This is a genomic window from Yoonia maricola (assembly GCF_002797915.1).
Lineage (GTDB): Bacteria > Pseudomonadota > Alphaproteobacteria > Rhodobacterales > Rhodobacteraceae > Yoonia > Yoonia maricola.
The window spans coordinates 53,661-69,206 of the sequence record NZ_PGTY01000004.1 but is presented as its reverse complement, the minus strand read 5'-3'; the positions used below and the strand labels follow the sequence as shown (position 1 = coordinate 69,206).

The following is a 15,546-nucleotide window of genomic DNA, read 5'->3' as shown; positions in this document are numbered from 1 at the left end:
TCGATTTGTTTGAACATTAGACTATCATTTCGCGGACCCAGCGCCATAAAGCCACCCGCAAAGGCCAGATATTGCCCGATAGAAATCAAGACTTTACCTGCCTGAGCTGGAACATCCACCGCTGCCGCGGCAATGACGGACGCATTGCCCCCGACCGGACACTTGCCACCTTGCAAGCCGAAATGCCTGTCGATCAGATCGACGCGCTGATCCTGCAAGAGGCTGATGAAGAGGTCCCACCACATAATGGCCTGTTGGATATCGCGGCAGTCGAGGCCGCCACCGGCCTGCGCTATCTGCACGGCGACCCCGCGCATCGCTGGTCGGATGACAGCCACGGATTTCTGGGCACGATCGTTTTTGTCCGGCCCCATATCACGGTCGACCGCATCACCCTGCTTGATCTGCCCGGACGCTGCCATCGCGGTGCTGTCGTCGCTGATCTGACGCGTGATGGGCAACCGTTTCGCCTCGTCGGCACGCATCTGTCGCTGATGCAGACCCTGCGCTGGGCGCAATTGCGCACCATCTGCCAATATATTTTTCGCCAACCGCGCCAACCCGCCATTCTGATCGGCGATCTGAACGAATGGCGCCCTTGGGGCGGCTTTGCGCTGTCCAAGCGGTTTCTGAGCACAGATCTGCGCGGCCCGGTCAAAGCGACCTTCCCGATCAACCGGCCCTTTCTGCCGCTCGACCGCGTGCTGACCACGGCCCCGGCGGAAGTCACGCAAACGCATGTCCTTGACGGTCCCGGTATCCGCATGACCTCTGATCACCGGCCCCTGCTGGCGCATATCAATCTGGGCAGCTAACATCACACATCCCCATCGCGCGCGCGCGTCCAGCGGTGCAGCCATACGGGGCTAAGCGGCGTTTCATCCACGCCTCGTAGGCTGAGCCTGATTTCAGCAACATCCAGATCACCCGGCGCAAACAGAAACGTCACGCGTGTGGCACTGCCATCAGGCAATGGGAATGAGCTAACACCCAACACCTCGGCCCCGTTATTGGCGGACACGACTGGTACGGCGTCCTCTGCAACAGTCGCTACATCCACGACAAAGCGGCGATGGCCGGGCCGGTCATGCTCGCGCCCGCTGCGACCTTGAATGATAGGCGCCAAATCACCCACATCAGGGGCAGAAAGCGTCCATGTCAGCTTGTAGGTATAGGCATGCTCCTGACCCGCTAAAAGCGGGTCTCGCGGACGCCAGAACGCCACGATATTGTCCAGAAACTCTGTCTGCGTTGGCAGTTCCACCAACATCACAGCACCCGGCCCCCAAGGCTCCAACGGTTCAACCGTTGCGGAAGGACGGTCATGATAGCGCGCCTCGGTGTCCTGATAATCCTCATACGCGCGGGGCATCTGATAGAGCCCAAATCGTGCAGGGTTGTCATCCATGAACACGGATGTTTCTACATTGCGTGGGTTTGCGATGGGTCGCCAAAGCCGTTCGCCGGCACCATTTGTGATGGCCAGCACGTCGCTATCATGCACATGCGGGCGGAAATCGTCTGATACGGCGGCCAGCATCGGACCTTTGAGATACATCGACGTAAGTGGCGCAATGCCGATATCACTGATATCGACACGCGGGAAAATTGTGGTCGTGATCTCCATCTCAGTGTCCGTACCGGGGCGCATTACCATATCCAGATGTGCCGACAGTGACGGGCTGTCGATCACCCCCTCAAGATGTACCGTGTCGCCCTGTGAGGGGTGCAGGCGCAGGTGGAGGAACCGCGGAAACTCTTCCGTTCCATCCCCCCCTGTGCCCAGCGCCACGGTGCGCGCCGACAGCCCGTAAACCATCGCCTCGCCAATCGCGCGGAAATAGCTGCCGCCTTGCATGACCAGCACCTCGTCCATCAGGTCGGGCGCATTCAGCGGATAACGCAGGCGCATTCCTGAAAAACCAGCGCCGGGGCTTGTCTGCGGGATATCGTCGAAATAACGGTCGTCGAAATCAAACAGCGCCGGGCTGAACGTGATCTCGCGCAGGCCCTCAGGCGTGACCTTATCCACCTTGATGGGATCAGGAAAATAAAGGCCCGGTGGCATCAGATCGACCGAGAAACGGTTGCCATGCGGCAGTTGCGCTGACTTGCCCACCAACGGGCGGATGCCCCGGTAAGCATTGTAATCCAGCCCCGCAAATGGCGGCGCAAGCGGCGTGGTATTGGGGGTATAAGGCAGTTGTTGCAGGGCCTTGGCCACATCGCGCAAGCTATCCTCAGGTTGGGCCATTGCAGGCAGTGCGGTGGTGACAGCGAAGGCCGCTGTACTCATCAATAAATCACGGCGGTTCATATAGGTTCCCTGTTCAATAGCGGTATGAGCATCGGTGCAATGATCAGGGGCACAATCACCGGCGCGAGCCACAACGCGCTGGTTGTCGGGTTGGCAAGCGCGAGAGCAAGTATCACAAGACCCACTGCCGCCTCAGGCCAACCGGCCGGCACCATCAGGCGTGCCTTGCGGGCCGATTTCCAGCCGCAGTCCTGCCCCAACAAAATGGACCCAACAGAGGTCGCATGACGCAATGAAATCAGCGGGCCGATGAGCGTGGAAATGACAAATTCTGACAGCCAAGCGCGCAAAATCACGCGTCGTCGCCACATGGTGCGGGCGCGGGGCAAAAGATCAATCAAGGCGCACAGTTTAGGCACAAGCAAAATGACCGCGACCAAAGCGATTGAGGCATAATTACTGACTGGGATCGCGCCAAGCCCAAGCAATACCAAAAGCAACAACCAGATCGGCGCAGACAGATAGCTGAATGCCCCGGTCACCAGATGCATCCGGCTCACCGGGTGCAGGCCGGGGCTGGTCATGACCCGCAAATGCTGCAAGTTGCCCTGACACCAGCGACGGTCGCGGCGGAAGAAGTCCTGCAGGCTCTGCGGCGCATCTTCGGCACTGCCGCGCAGATCGGGGGCCAACTCAATATCCCAACCAGCCCGGCGCATCCATGCGGCCTCAACAAAATCATGGCTGAGCAGATCACCGCCAAAGGGCGCAGGGCCAGACAGACGTGGCAAGCGCGCTGCTGACCGAAACGCGGCCACGCGCATAATCGCATTGTGACCCCAGTAGTTGCCCGCCTTACCAGACCAAGCAGCAAAACCACGGCCGAATGCATGCCCCAACAAGCGTGACGAAATACGCTGATGGCGGCCAAAGCGGGTGCGACCGGGAATGAGCGAGATCGCAGCCTGCAATAGGCCGGTACCGGGCCGGTGTTCCAACTGCCAGATCAGTTGCCTGATGCTGTTCGGTGTCATCCGGCTATCGGCATCCTTGATAACCATATAATCAAAATCATGACCATAATTGGTCAACCAATCGGCAATATTACCGGGCTTCTTACCTGTATTATCAGCTCTGCGACGATAGACGATGCGCCCCTGCGCAATCAGGTCAGCCAGTGCATTTTCCTCCACCGCTATCTGCGGGACAGCGGATGTATCGGACAGAACAAATACCGTTGTGTCATGCCCAAGGCCAAGCGCATCCAAACCACGGGTAAAGCTGTTCAGATACATGGCCAAAGGCGCCGCGTCCTCACCGCACAAGGTAACCAAAACAGCCGTCCTACCCTTTGGTATCCACTGCTTTGGCGGCATGCTCTGCGGTGTAGTAGCGGCAAAGAGCCCCATCACCGCAGTCACAGCGCCACCTGAAATCCACAAGGCGTTCACCATGATCAACGCAGCCACGACACCGGTCAATACGCTCCACTCAGCCACCGCGCTGGTAAAGGCCGCCACGACCAGAGCCGACATGGCAAGAGTTGTGCTGATAAACGGCACAAAGCCTGCCCCAACGGTCTGTTGCAAATGCCCGCGTCGTAAAGCGCCAAACTGCCGCTGCGCAGGGGCAGTTGTCTGAGAATAAGGTGTAAACACGCGACGTTACTTTCCCTGCTCTTACGCCTTGGGGCCGACCGGTGGCCACATGCGGGAGAAAATACCATCCTTCCGCACCACACCATGATAAGCCGCTGCACCAATGTGCATCGCAACCAATATGGCGATCGCGTAAGATCCGTAGAAATGAACAGCCTTCGCAAACTCCGCCAAAGCCTCGGATCGCGGAACAAGCGCGGGAATGCCCATCGCATCAAGCGCTTCAATCGGGAATCCCCCGGCCCTCACCCTGACATAGCCCGCAAGTGGCATAATCAAGAGCAGGGCATAAAGGCCGAAATGCGTTGCATGGGCCGCAAATTCCTGCGCCTTTGGCAATGGCGCGGGGTTGAGCACAGGCGGATTCCGCCAGCGGTAAATCAAACGCACGAAAATCAGGACCAAGAGCAGCACCCCGATATTTTTGTGGGAGATGAAAAGGAAGTTCTGGAAACTCCGGTCCAGCCCCTCACGCACCATCAGGAAACCGACCGGGATCATGCCAAGCACCAGTAATGCCATGGTCCAGTGGATCAGTCGTGCTGGAACGCGATATCTTAAAATACTGTTTGTCATGGGTCGTACTCTTTCTTTTTTGCGGGTCTTGCGAATATTACGCCTACCTTGAGCGTATTATTCACAAGAAATGTTTTTTAGAGTGCGCCGGATGAGACAACCAACATCAAACAAGCCCCTCGGGGACCTGCCTGCAAAGCCAGCCAGCATTGCTGCATCGCCGTTGCAAGTTTTCTGCGGTGGTGCCCTGATTGGCGCGTTTCTATTGGTCTTCCTTTATGATGTCCTCTTTGGCGTCACTGCTGAAAGTGTTCATTTAGTTGCCATTGGCGTGGGCCTGTACACGGCTGCCGCAACTTTGGCAGCTTTTCGCCTAAGTCGCGATTTTCCGCATCAATCCTTGGGCGTGTGTAATCTGGTCACGCTGGGGCGACTGGTCATTGTTGGTGTGCTTTGCGTTGTCGTGCTGGCCCAGATCGCGCCGAATTGGGCGACATTTGGCATCGCTGCATTTGCATTGGCCCTTGATGGCATTGACGGCTGGCTGGCGCGCCGCCAAGGCCTCGCCTCTGATTTCGGAGCACAGTTCGATGTTGAGGTTGATGCCGTCTTCGCGGTGGTTCTTGCGCTCTATGCTGCCACCAACGGGGCCGCTGGCCCTTACGTGATCCTGCTGGGTCTGCCGCATTACCTGTTCTGGATCGCGCGATTGCAACTGCCATGGTTGAACCAGCCGCTGCGACCAAGCTTTGCTCGCAAGGCCGTCTGTGTTTTTCAGATCGGTGCGCTGATTGCCCTGCAGATTCCGGTTTTTGCGGACGGGCGGCTGGACCTGATCATAGCTACCGTCACGCTGGCGCTTGTCTGGTCGTTTGGCCGCGATATACTTTGGCTCTGGCGCAAGCGGGGGGCAGAAACTTGACGCTGCGCAGTGTTTCAGCGGTCATTTTGGCTGCGATGATTTTGCATCTGGTACTCGTCCAACCTAATCACCCGGCGGCCATGGCTTGGGACGCTTTGTTGCTGTTCCCGTTGGAGCTGCCTGCTATTTTGCTGGCGCTCCTCGCCTTTGGCACATCGCGTACCGGGGTTATTCTACGCCTCGTGCTCGTAGTGGCACTGATCAGTATTTTCGTCCTCAAAACTGCTGATTTCGTCATGTTCACTTCGCTTAATCGCGGCTTCAATCTAGTCGGTGATATGCCTTTAGTCGGCTCTTTCTATGACCTGATCGTCGGCAATCTGGGCGCGGTTGCCGCCATCGCCGCTGTCATCGGAGCAGTGCTGGTCATCATAGGCCTTGCCCTCATACTATGGTGGGCAATGCGCGTTTGGGCGCGGCTGCCCCTGCGGCGTCCTTTGCCCGCTTTGGCAGCTATCGCGGCCGTGGCAGGCGCGGCCCTTGTGATAACTGATGTCGGTGCAAAGATGGGCCGTTGGAGCACGCCTTTCCCCTATCCCGGCACCGCCTTTACCGCGCGTCTTGGGGTCGAGCGGTTTCGGACCGCCCAAGACACGATCGCAGACTTGCGGGTGTTCCGCGCCGCTGTTGCGAATGATCCTTTCGCTGGTCAAGCGGGGCTGTTTGATCTGGTCGACCGCGACGTGATCGTCGTTTTCGTCGAAAGCTATGGGCGCACCAGCCTCGACACCCCATTTTATGCCGATTTGCACCGAGAGACGCTGGCCAAAGGCGAAGCAGAACTTGCGGCGCTGGGCCTTGCCACATCGTCGACGTTGCTGGCCTCGCCTACCCAAGGCGGGCAAAGCTGGCTGGCACATTCCACCTTTGCCAACGGCCTGTGGGTGCCCAATCAAACCAGCTATCGCGCCGTGCTATCGAGCGGCCGCCAAACACTGTTTCATCTCGCGCAAGACGCTGGTTTTCATACCGCAGCCGTGATGCCGCAGATCACACTTGATTGGCCCGAAGCACAGGTCATGGGGTTCGAGACAATCCTGGCCGAGGCTGATCTGGGCTATGCAGGTGAGCCTTTCAACTGGATTACAATGCCTGATCAGTTCACCTTTGCCGCGATGGATCGTCTGTTGCGTGACCAGCGCACCGATGACAGGCCGTACTTTATCCAAATGGCGCTTGGGTCATCCCACGCCCCTTGGGTGCCAGTGCCGGACCTCGTCGATTGGGACGATCTGGGCGACGGCACGATCTTTGACCCCATTGTCGCAGCCAGCGATACGCCACGTGTGGTTTGGAAAGACTACGACCGCGTCCGTGATCAATACCGGCTGGCGGTAGATTATGCTTTGCAGACCGTCTTTGCTTATGCCGCCCTGCATGCAGATAACCCGCCTTTGATGATCATCGTCGGGGATCATCAGGCCGCAGGCTTTATCGCATTGGATGAGCGTCCGCATGTGCCAATGCATATCGTTGGACCGCAAGCTCTGGTCAATCTTCTGTCCGACGCCGATTTTACCCCCGGCCTGATCCCGACCAAGACGACGCCCATACGCCGCATGGACCTGATGCGCGCGCATATCCTGCAAGCCTTGTCCACACGGCAGATCACCGAGGTGGCCCAATGACGCGGGCGGGCCTATGGCGCATCGGGCAGTTGGCGTTCACAGCGGTGTTGATTGCGTTGCTGTGGTCGGCGGCTGATGGACCAGAGATCATACACCTCCTGTCGCAAGCCGAACCCCTTTGGTTGCTGGCCGCGGTGGCGGTGTTGATCTGTCAGACTGCCTTGTCCGCCTTGCGCTGGAAAGTCACCGCAGCGCATCTAGGGCAAACCTTGCGCCTGCCCCACGCAATCAAGGAATATTTCATGTCACAAGTCGTCAATCAGGCCCTACCAGGTGCCGTTGTTGGTGATGCGGCGCGCGCGGTGCGCGCCCGTGCGCAAGCGGGCCTTGCCGTTGCAACGCAAGCGGTTGTTTTCGAACGGCTGGCCGGGCAAATAGCCATGTTTCTGACGATGGCCGGCGCTTTTGCTGTCACTTACCTGTCGGTGGGCGGTCTGGAGTGGCCGATGACCTATGCCGCGCCGATTGGTACGGCTGTCGCGATCGGCTGCCTCATCGCAGCACTGATCGCTGTGGGGCTATGGTTTCCTGCTATGATGGGGGCAAAACTCTCTGGCTGGATGCGTCCGTTTTACACGGCACTCCTGTCCAGGCAGGCCTTGCCTGCGCAGATTGGGCTGGGCGTGTCGATCACACTGTGCAACCTCACAGCCTTCGGGCTTTGTGCTTGGGCTGTTGGCGTCAGCCTCTCTCTTGCCGCCATCCTTGCGATTGTACCGGTTATCCTGTTTTCGATGCTCATCCCCTTCACCGTCAGCGGCTGGGGCATCCGCGAAGGGGCCGCCGCCGTCCTTCTTCCCCTTGCAGGCACCACAGCCAGCGAAGGTGTCGCGGCCAGCGTCATGTTTGGCATCGCGATGCTGCTTGCCGTCGTGCCCGGCCTGATCGCACTGGTGTTGAAATGAGGACCGCACTTGCCGTTCCCGGTGATCTGGCCACGCTGACGGGTGGGTATATCTATGACCGCAGGCTGCTGCATGAATTGCGTGCGCTTGGCATTGATGTCACTCATATTGCTTTGCCCGGCAGTTTCCCGGAGCCGCCTGCGCGCGATATGGACGCAGCCTTTGCGCAACTGGCCAGCATCCCCGATGATTGCCCTGTGATCATCGACGGCCTTGCCTTTGGCGCGATGGACCCGGCGCGCACAGCGCAAGTGCGCGCGCCCATTGTTGCGCTGGTCCATCATCCGCTCGCCTTGGAGAACGGGTTGGATGCGGGCCGCGCGCAAGCGCTTTATGACAGCGAGCGCGCGAACCTGTCCCGTGCCGTTCAGGTCATCGTGCCAAGCCCCCATACGGCGGCCCTACTCGTTACAGACTATGGCGTGTCCCAAGACCGCATCCACATTGCCCGCCCCGGTACAGACCGACCATCTGAACCTGCGTGTCCGGTCGATCCGCCGCTCATCCTTTCGGTCGGCATCCAGCTGCCTCGCAAAGGGCATGATGTTTTGCTGAAAGCGCTTACCCAGATCACCGACCTGGATTGGCAAGCTAAGATCGTCGGTGCGCCACTGGACGCGGGTTATGCGCAAGAATTAGCAGACCTGCGCCTATCGTTGGGACTGGCCGACCGTGTGAAACTAACCGGCCAGATTGGCCGTAATGCGTTGAGGGCGCTCTTCGGCTCTGCGACCCTCTTTGCTCTGGCGACACGATTTGAGGGATACGGTATCGTCTTTGATGAGGCGCTCGCACATGATCTGCCGATCGTCTCTTGCGCCGCTGGAGCAGTGCCTGACACCGTACCGCCTGACGCCGGGATTTTAGTGCCACCTGACGCACCAGAGGCATTTGCCAACGCGCTGCGGCAGGTCTTGAGTGATCCTGATTGCCGCCAAACGCTCACCGCCGCAGCCCGGACCGCCGGGCAGGCATTGCCTACATGGCAAGACACCGCCGCGATCGCCGCATCCGCGATTGCCGCCACAAAGGCCGATAGCTCATGACCCCTGCATTTCCCGTCACCAAAGCGCATTTAAACGCGATCCATAAGTCACTGGATGTCTATTACCGCGATGCCGAACGCACCGCGCGGATGGACCGGCTGAACGCGCAGTTTGTACCGAAAGCTGGGCTTGCCTTTGATATCGGTGCCCATGTGGGCGACCGCACGGGCAGTTTTCTGCGACTGGGGGCCACGGTGGTCGCGGCTGAGCCGCAACCGCATGTGTTCCGTGCGCTGCGGTTACTTTATGGCGGGTGCGACCGCGCCAAGCTGCACCAGACAGCAGTAGGGGCAGAGCGGGGAACGCTCGATTTGCATGTGAATACCGACAATCCCACCATCACCACCGCATCGCCCGATTTGATCGCGGCGGCACGTACATCGACGCAGTGGCAAGGTCAGGTTTGGGATAGCCGGATCACGGTAGAGGTCACCACGCTGGACAGGCTGATCGCCATATATGGAATCCCGGATTTCATAAAAATCGACGTTGAGGGGCATGAGTTGGAAGTGCTGAAGGGTCTGAGCCAGAAACCCTGTGCCTTATCATTCGAGTTCACCACGATCCAAAAGGACGTTGCACTGGATTGCCTGACCCAGATGAACACACTTGGACGTTATGAATTCAACGTCAGTCTTGGCGAAGGTCACGCGTTCGTCAATCCAAGCTGGACGGATGCGCGCGCGATACAGTCGCAGATTTCAAGACTGCCAATGCGCGCAAACTCTGGCGATGTCTTTGCGAGGTTGCGATAGGTCGTAAGACAAACTGACGTTTGACCCATACTGATATTCCTATATCAATCGCCAGATGGTGCGGACGATAATGACATGGTTTATGCTGGCAGGCGTGATAGCGGGGCTATTGGCACCAAAGGTTTCAGCGCTCGCCCTGCATCTTAACATGCCGATGCAGGTTCTGCGCATATTCCATGGTGAGCAACTTTTTGGCAGTTTCGGCACCAAATTTTTTGAAGCCGCCGCACATTGGGCGATTGTGATGTTTGCTACTGGCATTTTTTGTGGTGGATGCGCCGGCCCAAGGGCAGCCTTGGCGTGCCTGCCGCACCGGATGCGACATTGTCCACCGGTATGATCCTTCTGATCATTGGACTTGCGATCTTCTTTCCACTGATGGGCGGGACGCTTGTTGTGGCCCTGATCCTTGACTGGCTTTTGTTCCGCAGGCTGGGCTGGTTCCGGGCAACACCTGCATAAAACACGCGGGCTGCGCATCCCGTATCACTGACTGGGCGCGGCATCACCATGGATGCGCAAAAATCTGGTGATTTCATCCATGAAGACCTGCCACGCAGGTTCATCCCCCAGAATGATATGGTTTGGGCTATCCAGTTCCACGAATGTGGCATTTGGGATCGCTTCGGCCAATTCGCGCCCGTGTGATACCGGGATGCGTTGATCGGCGCGGGCGTGCAGCACCAGTGTGGGTACCCGTACCTGACCCAGCAAGTGGCGGACATCAATATCGCCAAAGGCCTCTTGAAACCGTACAGCGTTTTCAGCCGAGGTGGACCGGCGTTGAAAGTCATCAAACCACGCCAGCCGGTCGGCATCTGCGTCAGGCATGAAGGTTTGTGAAAAAATGTGTCGATAGGCCGGGTTTGACGTCCCCCAGCCGTGCCGGGTCAGGGTCAAAACCGCCTCGCGTTGTTCTAGTTGCGCGGGCGTCATCGCGTGCCGCCACCCGGCAGCATACCCCCCCACCAGGACCAGCGCAGACACCCGTTCGGGATGCCGCACGGCATAGGCGATGGACACAGCGCAGCCTTGCGACAGACCGAGCAAAGGGAAGCGTTCTATGCCAAGACTGTCCACGACCGCTTCAAGATCATCAACGAAGGCAGTAAAATCCAGCTGGCGCACATTCCAGTCCGACAGCCCATTCCCGCGTTCATCATAGCGGATAAGCGTGTGATTGTTCGACAAGGTCCGAAATGTATCGCCCCAGATTGGGCTGTCCCAGTCAAGTTCCAGATGATTAAGCCAGTTGGCCGCTTTGACCAAAGGCGGCCCATCGCCGGTACTGGCATAGGCGATACGAATGCGGTCGGCGGTGGTGCAATATCTGATCGTCTGCTCATGGTTGCGGCGCAGCGGAATCTTGAGCGGTGGTGCTGCAGCATACCAGGACCCCGGTTTGTTTCCGACCATCTTGCGATAAGTGGTGGCGACGACATCTGCCTCTTGCTGCTGGTCGCATTGCGTCAGCCGCTGCCACAGAGCAAAGGCTGCATCATGAGATCGCGGCGCGATACGCACCCAATGGCGCAACCATTTCAGGGCGATCTCATCCGACAGATCAGAGGCGGCAGTCAGTGCCTTGATGATATGGCCCTGCATGCTGAGGATCATTTCGCGCTCTTGCGTTAACCAATCATCAAAGCGGTCCTGTCTGGGCATGCTTAAATGCGCCAGCGGGCGACGCGACACCAGCAAGGCCGCCCGCAGTAAATCGGGTGTTTGCGGCGTCTGGTTCATATAGGTCTGGCGAACCACATCCAGATCAAGCCGGATATGGCTCATGTCAAGGTGAACATTTCGTCTGTTGGTGATTAACCGGGGCATATCAAGGTTAAGCACAGCGCGCAGTCGCGACAAGGACCAGCGTAGTGATCCACGCGGATCCTTGGTGTCAGCAAAGAACAGCTCGCACAGGTATTCGCGCGAATGCGGGCGCCCAGTAATAGCCAAAAATGCAAGGATAGCCCGCGTTTTAAGTGACGGGACAAGCTGTAATTCCGTATCGCCCGCAAACAGGGTCACGGCGTCCAAAACGGTCAGATCAAGGGGCTGTGGCATCACGCTTTACCAAGCTGTACAGGATTACGGCCGCGCACGCATTTGAATGTCTTTGCTGTCATACCGATGAATCCTGCGTCCGTGTTACTTGGATAGGTTACGTCTGATGCCCTGACTTTATTCCGGTTTCTTGATGATTAAGAATATGGGTTGTGGGGACCGCGACATAAGGGTTGCGCAAGGCAACTGCAAATTCAACCCGCAGAGAATTGTGACGCAGCGACATCGTCCGGCCCCGTGGTTGTCGCCGCCCGTCCTCTGAATTCTGAAAACTTTCTCTTTTTGTGACAGAAAGTGAACACTGATACGTTGAACAACAAGAAGCAGCACAAGGATACCGCTATGCGAACCCTCACCCTCGCCCTCACCGCATTGACGCTGTCTACAGGTTCCCTTCACGCCGAAAGCTACACAGCCGATGTCTGGGCCGATAACTGGTTTGAAATGCGCGTCGATGGCCAACAAGTTGCCGAAGACAGCGTTTCGATCACCACTGAACGATCATTCAACGCCGAAAGCTTTGCCTTTGATGCTGAACCACCGTTTGTGATCGGCCTTGTGGCCAAAGACTTCAAGGAAAACGACACCGGGCTGGAATACATCGGAACGGGCCGACAGCAAATGGGTGATGGGGGTGTTATCCTGCAGATCAAAGATGCCGCCGGGGACACGGTGGCTATCAGTGATGATGGGTGGCAATGTCTGGTCATACACACAGCACCTCTTGATAAATCCTGCGAAAACGAGAGCAATCCTGTCGCGGGCGAAGGCGCTTGCGGGTTTGAGGCCAGTGAAGAGCCCGAAGGCTGGGATACCGCTGACTTTGATGCGGCAGATTGGCCGGTGGCCAGTGTTTATTCCGAAGCGCAGGTCGACCCCAAAGATGGGTATGATCAAATTAGTTGGGACAGCGCCGCGCAGTTGATCTGGGGCCCCGACCTTGAGCAAAGTAACACGGTGCTGTGTCGCCTGACCGTCGAGTAAAAGGAGCAAAGCACATGAAATTCCTCACACTAATCGCAGGTGTATCGCTTTCTTTTGTCGCAGGCACAGCACAAGCACATGATGATCACTGCGCCGCCGTTGCGGCCTCTGTTGATGACGCAGGCTTTGCCGATCAGGTCACTGTCACCTGCGACGATAGCCATGCGTTCATCACCTCGGACACGTATCCCGACCATGAAAAAATGACCGGCATTGTCGGCACAAACGAGCAAGTGCCGGTGCCCGGCGAATACGCTGCGCCGATTATTCTTGAGCCAACGCTGGGTAACACACCTTTGACCCGTGATGCGGCATTGGGTGTCGCGGTGAACGGCGTGCCGATTTATGACTACACGGCTGGCGGCGAAATGACCGAGGCTGACCTGGCCCACCATCAGGCCGAGCATGACACGGTTCAAACCGAGCAGCTTGATGCCTGTGGCGGGCATGCCGGGCGTGGGGACGACTATCACTATCATGCCGAACCCACCTGTATGATCCAAGAGATGGCAAATGTAGGAGATGACGCGATTATTGGTTGGGCTTTCGACGGGTTCCCGATTTATGGCGACAATAACCCTGATGGAACAACCATTGCCGAAGGTGATCTGGGTGTTTGTAATGGGCAGATCGATGATCTCTTTGGCTATCGTTATCACACCTCCGAAGACGCACCCTATATCGTGCAGTGCCTGATGGGTGAGGTACCCGACTTTGACGCATTGCCGCGCGTGCGCCCCCTTTCCGTTGCTGGCGGTGGTGGCGCGGAACCCGGTATCCCACCGCGCGGCGGTGTGGAGGATTTGGTATTCACCGAAAACGAAGAAGGAAGCAGGAGCATGGATTACACCTATGAAGGCGAAAGCTATTATATCCGCTACGCGCCATCCGGCACGTCTGGCTGTTATCAATTTGAAACGCGCACGGTGACAAACGGCGGCGAGGTCAGCAGCGGTGAACGTTGCCGTTAGGCCATGATGTGGTTACCGTAAGGCTTCGATAGCCGTCGCCAATGCTTCATATTCGCTGATCAATGGCTCTGGGTCCGCACTTTCTTTGCACAGCCGTGGCACTGTTACGGTGGCGAAATGCGCAACGGTGATGTCCGGCCAGCTGGATTGCTGCCGTTCCAAAACTGCTGCAGCTTCCTCTGTACGCCCGAGTGTGTTCAAGATCATCGCATGGCCAACAAATGTATAAGGTGTCTCGAAAATAAATGAGGCGAGCTGTTTGGCCTCCAAAGATCCTGCGCCATCACCGGTATTCAGCTTCAGCCAGGCAATCCAATTCAACGTGATCCAGCGGGCGGGATTATCCGGCGATAGGGCGCTGTCAAAGGCAACAGCCTGTTCAACGACGGCATCCGGCGGCACGCTGCAGGTATATGGGATCACAATAGATAGAAACCGTGCCAGATCATGACCCGGATCAAGATCGAGAACACGCAGCATCGCTGCAGTGCTGTCATCTACACGTCCGGCATGCCAGTGGGCTTGCGCGATGTTGAACATGACATCGGGATGAAACGGTTGCAGCTCTGTCGCCCGCCTGATGTGTTCCAGCACCACATCCTGCACTTCTGGCGTATTATATCGCGGGTAGAAGTTGGCCAGCTGCGCCAGTTTGTCGGCCATCACAGAATGTGCGGTGCCAAGATCTTGGTCGCGGTCAAGCGCAAGTTGCATCAACGCAATCTTTTGTTCTTCCCAGACCAGCGAATTCGCAGCCGTCGGGCTAGGCACCCATGTGGCCATCACGAACAACTGTTCTGCCGACAGGCTTTCGGGATCACGATCTTCCAGAAAATCTTTTGCGGCACCCAAAAGCCTGAGGTTCAATTCATTCCCCAGTTCATCTGAAACTATTTGGGCGAGGTCTTCTTCATTCGTGACCCTTAGTGATTTGCTCCAGATCAGGCGGTGATGTTGCAGGTCCAGCAATTCGATATGAATGCGTTTATTGGTACGGTTCAGATTGCTGACCAAACCGCGCAACGCAAATTCAGCATATCGTGGGGCATCCCCGCCTTGCGACACCACAGCGATGGATGGGTTACGGATAAGGCTTGCGCTCAGCGCCGCTTCAACCTGCGCTGTGGCGGTCGGTTCGCCCACAAAACTGGTCATGGCCAGCCGGACGCCGGTGGCAGGTGAACCTGGCCTATCGCCGAAAAGCGGGACCAAAAAGAACACAGCTGCCACTACCCCAACCGTGACCAAGGCAGAGGCCGCAGCAACCATCAGCAATATCTTTTTGTTTGGGCGTGGTTTATCCGCAGGACTGTCAGTGGCGGGGCTCTTCCTTGTGGTGATGATCGGACGGTAACTGCCGGTTGGAATTTCGACACAAAGATCGCACTGCGCTGCATCGCTGCCTTCAAAGCTGGCAAGTGCTGTGCGCAACCGCCCCATTTCGACCCGGACGCCACTGTCAATGGATGGATCAAAGTCCTCGGGCTTATTCAACACATCAATGCCGATGGAATACGCCTTAAGGTGTTCGCCCTGTCCGCTCAGCTCCTGTCGGAGGATGTATTCCAACAAGCTGAGCCGGCGTTCGCTTTTGCCCAGCACTTCGGATGCGGCCACGCATGCGAGGTATTCTTCTATTTGGGCATCTGAACTCATTCACTCAAATTCATAACTAATATCAAAAAGCATGCGAGGCGTTCAAAAAGGGCTACCGGTAAACAAGCGTTAAACAAGGTTAACGCGAACTTTATCCGGTTACACCACTTTAGCAATGTTTTGGATTGCCGCAGGTCGGCACCTGACGGGTTACATCGGTGATCTTATTATTTTTGTTATTATT

14 protein-coding genes are annotated in these 15,546 nt (G+C 57.3%); 9 read left to right on the top strand and 5 right to left on the bottom strand.

Annotated features, from left to right (window positions below):
• The first annotated feature begins 71 nt into the window (after positions 1 to 71).
• Positions 72 to 815, top strand: coding sequence for an endonuclease/exonuclease/phosphatase family protein (locus BC777_RS17095; RefSeq protein WP_245834446.1), 744 nt, complete (start codon positions 72 to 74; stop codon positions 813 to 815).
• Between the two features lie 2 nt (positions 816 to 817).
• Here the strand turns inward: BC777_RS17095 and BC777_RS17090 are convergent, their stop codons facing one another.
• The 3 genes from BC777_RS17090 to BC777_RS17080 are packed head-to-tail and all read right to left on the bottom strand — an operon-like array spanning position 818 to position 4,491.
• Positions 818 to 2,317 carry a glucan biosynthesis protein gene (locus tag BC777_RS17090; RefSeq protein ID WP_100369432.1) on the bottom strand — a complete coding sequence of 500 codons (1,500 nt, stop codon included), beginning with the start codon at positions 2,315 to 2,317 and terminating at the stop codon, positions 818 to 820.
• A complete protein-coding gene (gene mdoH / locus BC777_RS17085; protein ID WP_245834444.1) occupies positions 2,314 to 3,915 on the bottom strand; it encodes a glucans biosynthesis glucosyltransferase MdoH in 1,602 nt (533 codons plus the stop codon). Before mdoH ends, BC777_RS17090 begins: the two co-directional genes overlap by 4 nt.
• Positions 3,916 to 3,936: 21 nt before the next feature.
• Positions 3,937 to 4,491 (bottom strand): cytochrome b, encoded by a 555-nt coding sequence (locus BC777_RS17080; protein WP_100369431.1) that lies wholly within the window; start codon positions 4,489 to 4,491, stop codon positions 3,937 to 3,939.
• 91 nt (positions 4,492 to 4,582) lie between these two features.
• Here BC777_RS17080 and BC777_RS17075 point away from each other — a divergent pair, with 91 nt between their 5' ends.
• The 6 genes from BC777_RS17075 to BC777_RS17050 all read left to right on the top strand — a co-directional run bounded on the left by BC777_RS17075 (position 4,583) and on the right by BC777_RS17050 (position 10,149).
• A complete protein-coding gene (locus BC777_RS17075; protein WP_168769204.1) occupies positions 4,583 to 5,353 on the top strand; it encodes a CDP-alcohol phosphatidyltransferase family protein in 771 nt (256 codons plus the stop codon).
• Positions 5,350 to 6,981, top strand: a complete 1,632-nt coding sequence (locus BC777_RS17070; RefSeq protein ID WP_100369429.1) for a sulfatase-like hydrolase/transferase — start codon at positions 5,350 to 5,352, stop codon at positions 6,979 to 6,981. Before BC777_RS17075 ends, BC777_RS17070 begins: the two co-directional genes overlap by 4 nt.
• On the top strand, positions 6,978 to 7,886 hold the full coding sequence (locus BC777_RS17065; protein ID WP_100369428.1) for a lysylphosphatidylglycerol synthase transmembrane domain-containing protein: 909 nt from the start codon (positions 6,978 to 6,980) through the stop codon (positions 7,884 to 7,886). Before BC777_RS17070 ends, BC777_RS17065 begins: the two co-directional genes overlap by 4 nt.
• A complete protein-coding gene (locus BC777_RS17060) occupies positions 7,883 to 8,932 on the top strand; it encodes a glycosyltransferase family 4 protein (protein ID WP_100369427.1) in 1,050 nt (349 codons plus the stop codon). Before BC777_RS17065 ends, BC777_RS17060 begins: the two co-directional genes overlap by 4 nt.
• Complete coding sequence (locus tag BC777_RS17055) at positions 8,929 to 9,687, top strand: FkbM family methyltransferase (protein ID WP_100369426.1); 759 nt, start codon at positions 8,929 to 8,931, stop codon at positions 9,685 to 9,687. Before BC777_RS17060 ends, BC777_RS17055 begins: the two co-directional genes overlap by 4 nt.
• A 273-nt stretch (positions 9,688 to 9,960) precedes the next feature.
• Positions 9,961 to 10,149, top strand: coding sequence for a hypothetical protein (locus BC777_RS17050; protein ID WP_133122584.1), 189 nt, complete (start codon positions 9,961 to 9,963; stop codon positions 10,147 to 10,149).
• Between the two features lie 24 nt (positions 10,150 to 10,173).
• Here the strand turns inward: BC777_RS17050 and BC777_RS17045 are convergent, their stop codons facing one another.
• Positions 10,174 to 11,751, bottom strand: coding sequence for a bifunctional AfsR/SARP family transcriptional regulator/alpha/beta hydrolase (locus BC777_RS17045; protein ID WP_100369424.1), 1,578 nt, complete (start codon positions 11,749 to 11,751; stop codon positions 10,174 to 10,176).
• A 342-nt stretch (positions 11,752 to 12,093) separates the two neighbouring features.
• Between BC777_RS17045 and BC777_RS17040 the strand changes: the two genes are divergently transcribed.
• Positions 12,094 to 12,735, top strand: a complete 642-nt coding sequence (locus BC777_RS17040; RefSeq protein WP_100369423.1) for a PEBP family protein — start codon at positions 12,094 to 12,096, stop codon at positions 12,733 to 12,735.
• 14 nt (positions 12,736 to 12,749) lie between these two features.
• Complete coding sequence (locus tag BC777_RS17035) at positions 12,750 to 13,706, top strand: YHYH protein (RefSeq protein ID WP_100369422.1); 957 nt, start codon at positions 12,750 to 12,752, stop codon at positions 13,704 to 13,706.
• A 12-nt stretch (positions 13,707 to 13,718) separates the two neighbouring features.
• Here BC777_RS17035 and BC777_RS17030 read toward each other — a convergent pair whose 3' ends face one another.
• The gene (locus BC777_RS17030) at positions 13,719 to 15,362 is read right to left on the bottom strand and encodes a tetratricopeptide repeat protein (protein ID WP_100369421.1); all 1,644 of its coding nucleotides are present in this window, start codon (positions 15,360 to 15,362) and stop codon (positions 13,719 to 13,721) included.
• Between the last annotated feature and the right edge of the window lie 184 nt (positions 15,363 to 15,546).

Bases quoted from the DNA above. Each gene is read 5' to 3' on its own strand.
- BC777_RS17060 (WP_100369427.1), top strand. From the start codon at position 7,883: ATGAGGACCGCACTTGCCGTTCCCGGTGATCTGGCCACGCTGACGGGT.
- BC777_RS17090 (WP_100369432.1), bottom strand. From the start codon at position 2,317: ATGAACCGCCGTGATTTATTGATGAGTACAGCGGCCTTCGCTGTCACC.
- BC777_RS17050 (WP_133122584.1), top strand. From the start codon at position 9,961: ATGCGCCGGCCCAAGGGCAGCCTTGGCGTGCCTGCCGCACCGGATGCG.
- BC777_RS17030 (WP_100369421.1), bottom strand. From the start codon at position 15,362: ATGAGTTCAGATGCCCAAATAGAAGAATACCTCGCATGCGTGGCCGCA.
- BC777_RS17045 (WP_100369424.1), bottom strand. From the start codon at position 11,751: ATGCCACAGCCCCTTGATCTGACCGTTTTGGACGCCGTGACCCTGTTT.
- BC777_RS17080 (WP_100369431.1), bottom strand. From the start codon at position 4,491: ATGACAAACAGTATTTTAAGATATCGCGTTCCAGCACGACTGATCCAC.
- BC777_RS17055 (WP_100369426.1), top strand. From the start codon at position 8,929: ATGACCCCTGCATTTCCCGTCACCAAAGCGCATTTAAACGCGATCCAT.
- BC777_RS17065 (WP_100369428.1), top strand. From the start codon at position 6,978: ATGACGCGGGCGGGCCTATGGCGCATCGGGCAGTTGGCGTTCACAGCG.
- BC777_RS17040 (WP_100369423.1), top strand. From the start codon at position 12,094: ATGCGAACCCTCACCCTCGCCCTCACCGCATTGACGCTGTCTACAGGT.
- BC777_RS17035 (WP_100369422.1), top strand. From the start codon at position 12,750: ATGAAATTCCTCACACTAATCGCAGGTGTATCGCTTTCTTTTGTCGCA.
- BC777_RS17075 (WP_168769204.1), top strand. From the start codon at position 4,583: ATGAGACAACCAACATCAAACAAGCCCCTCGGGGACCTGCCTGCAAAG.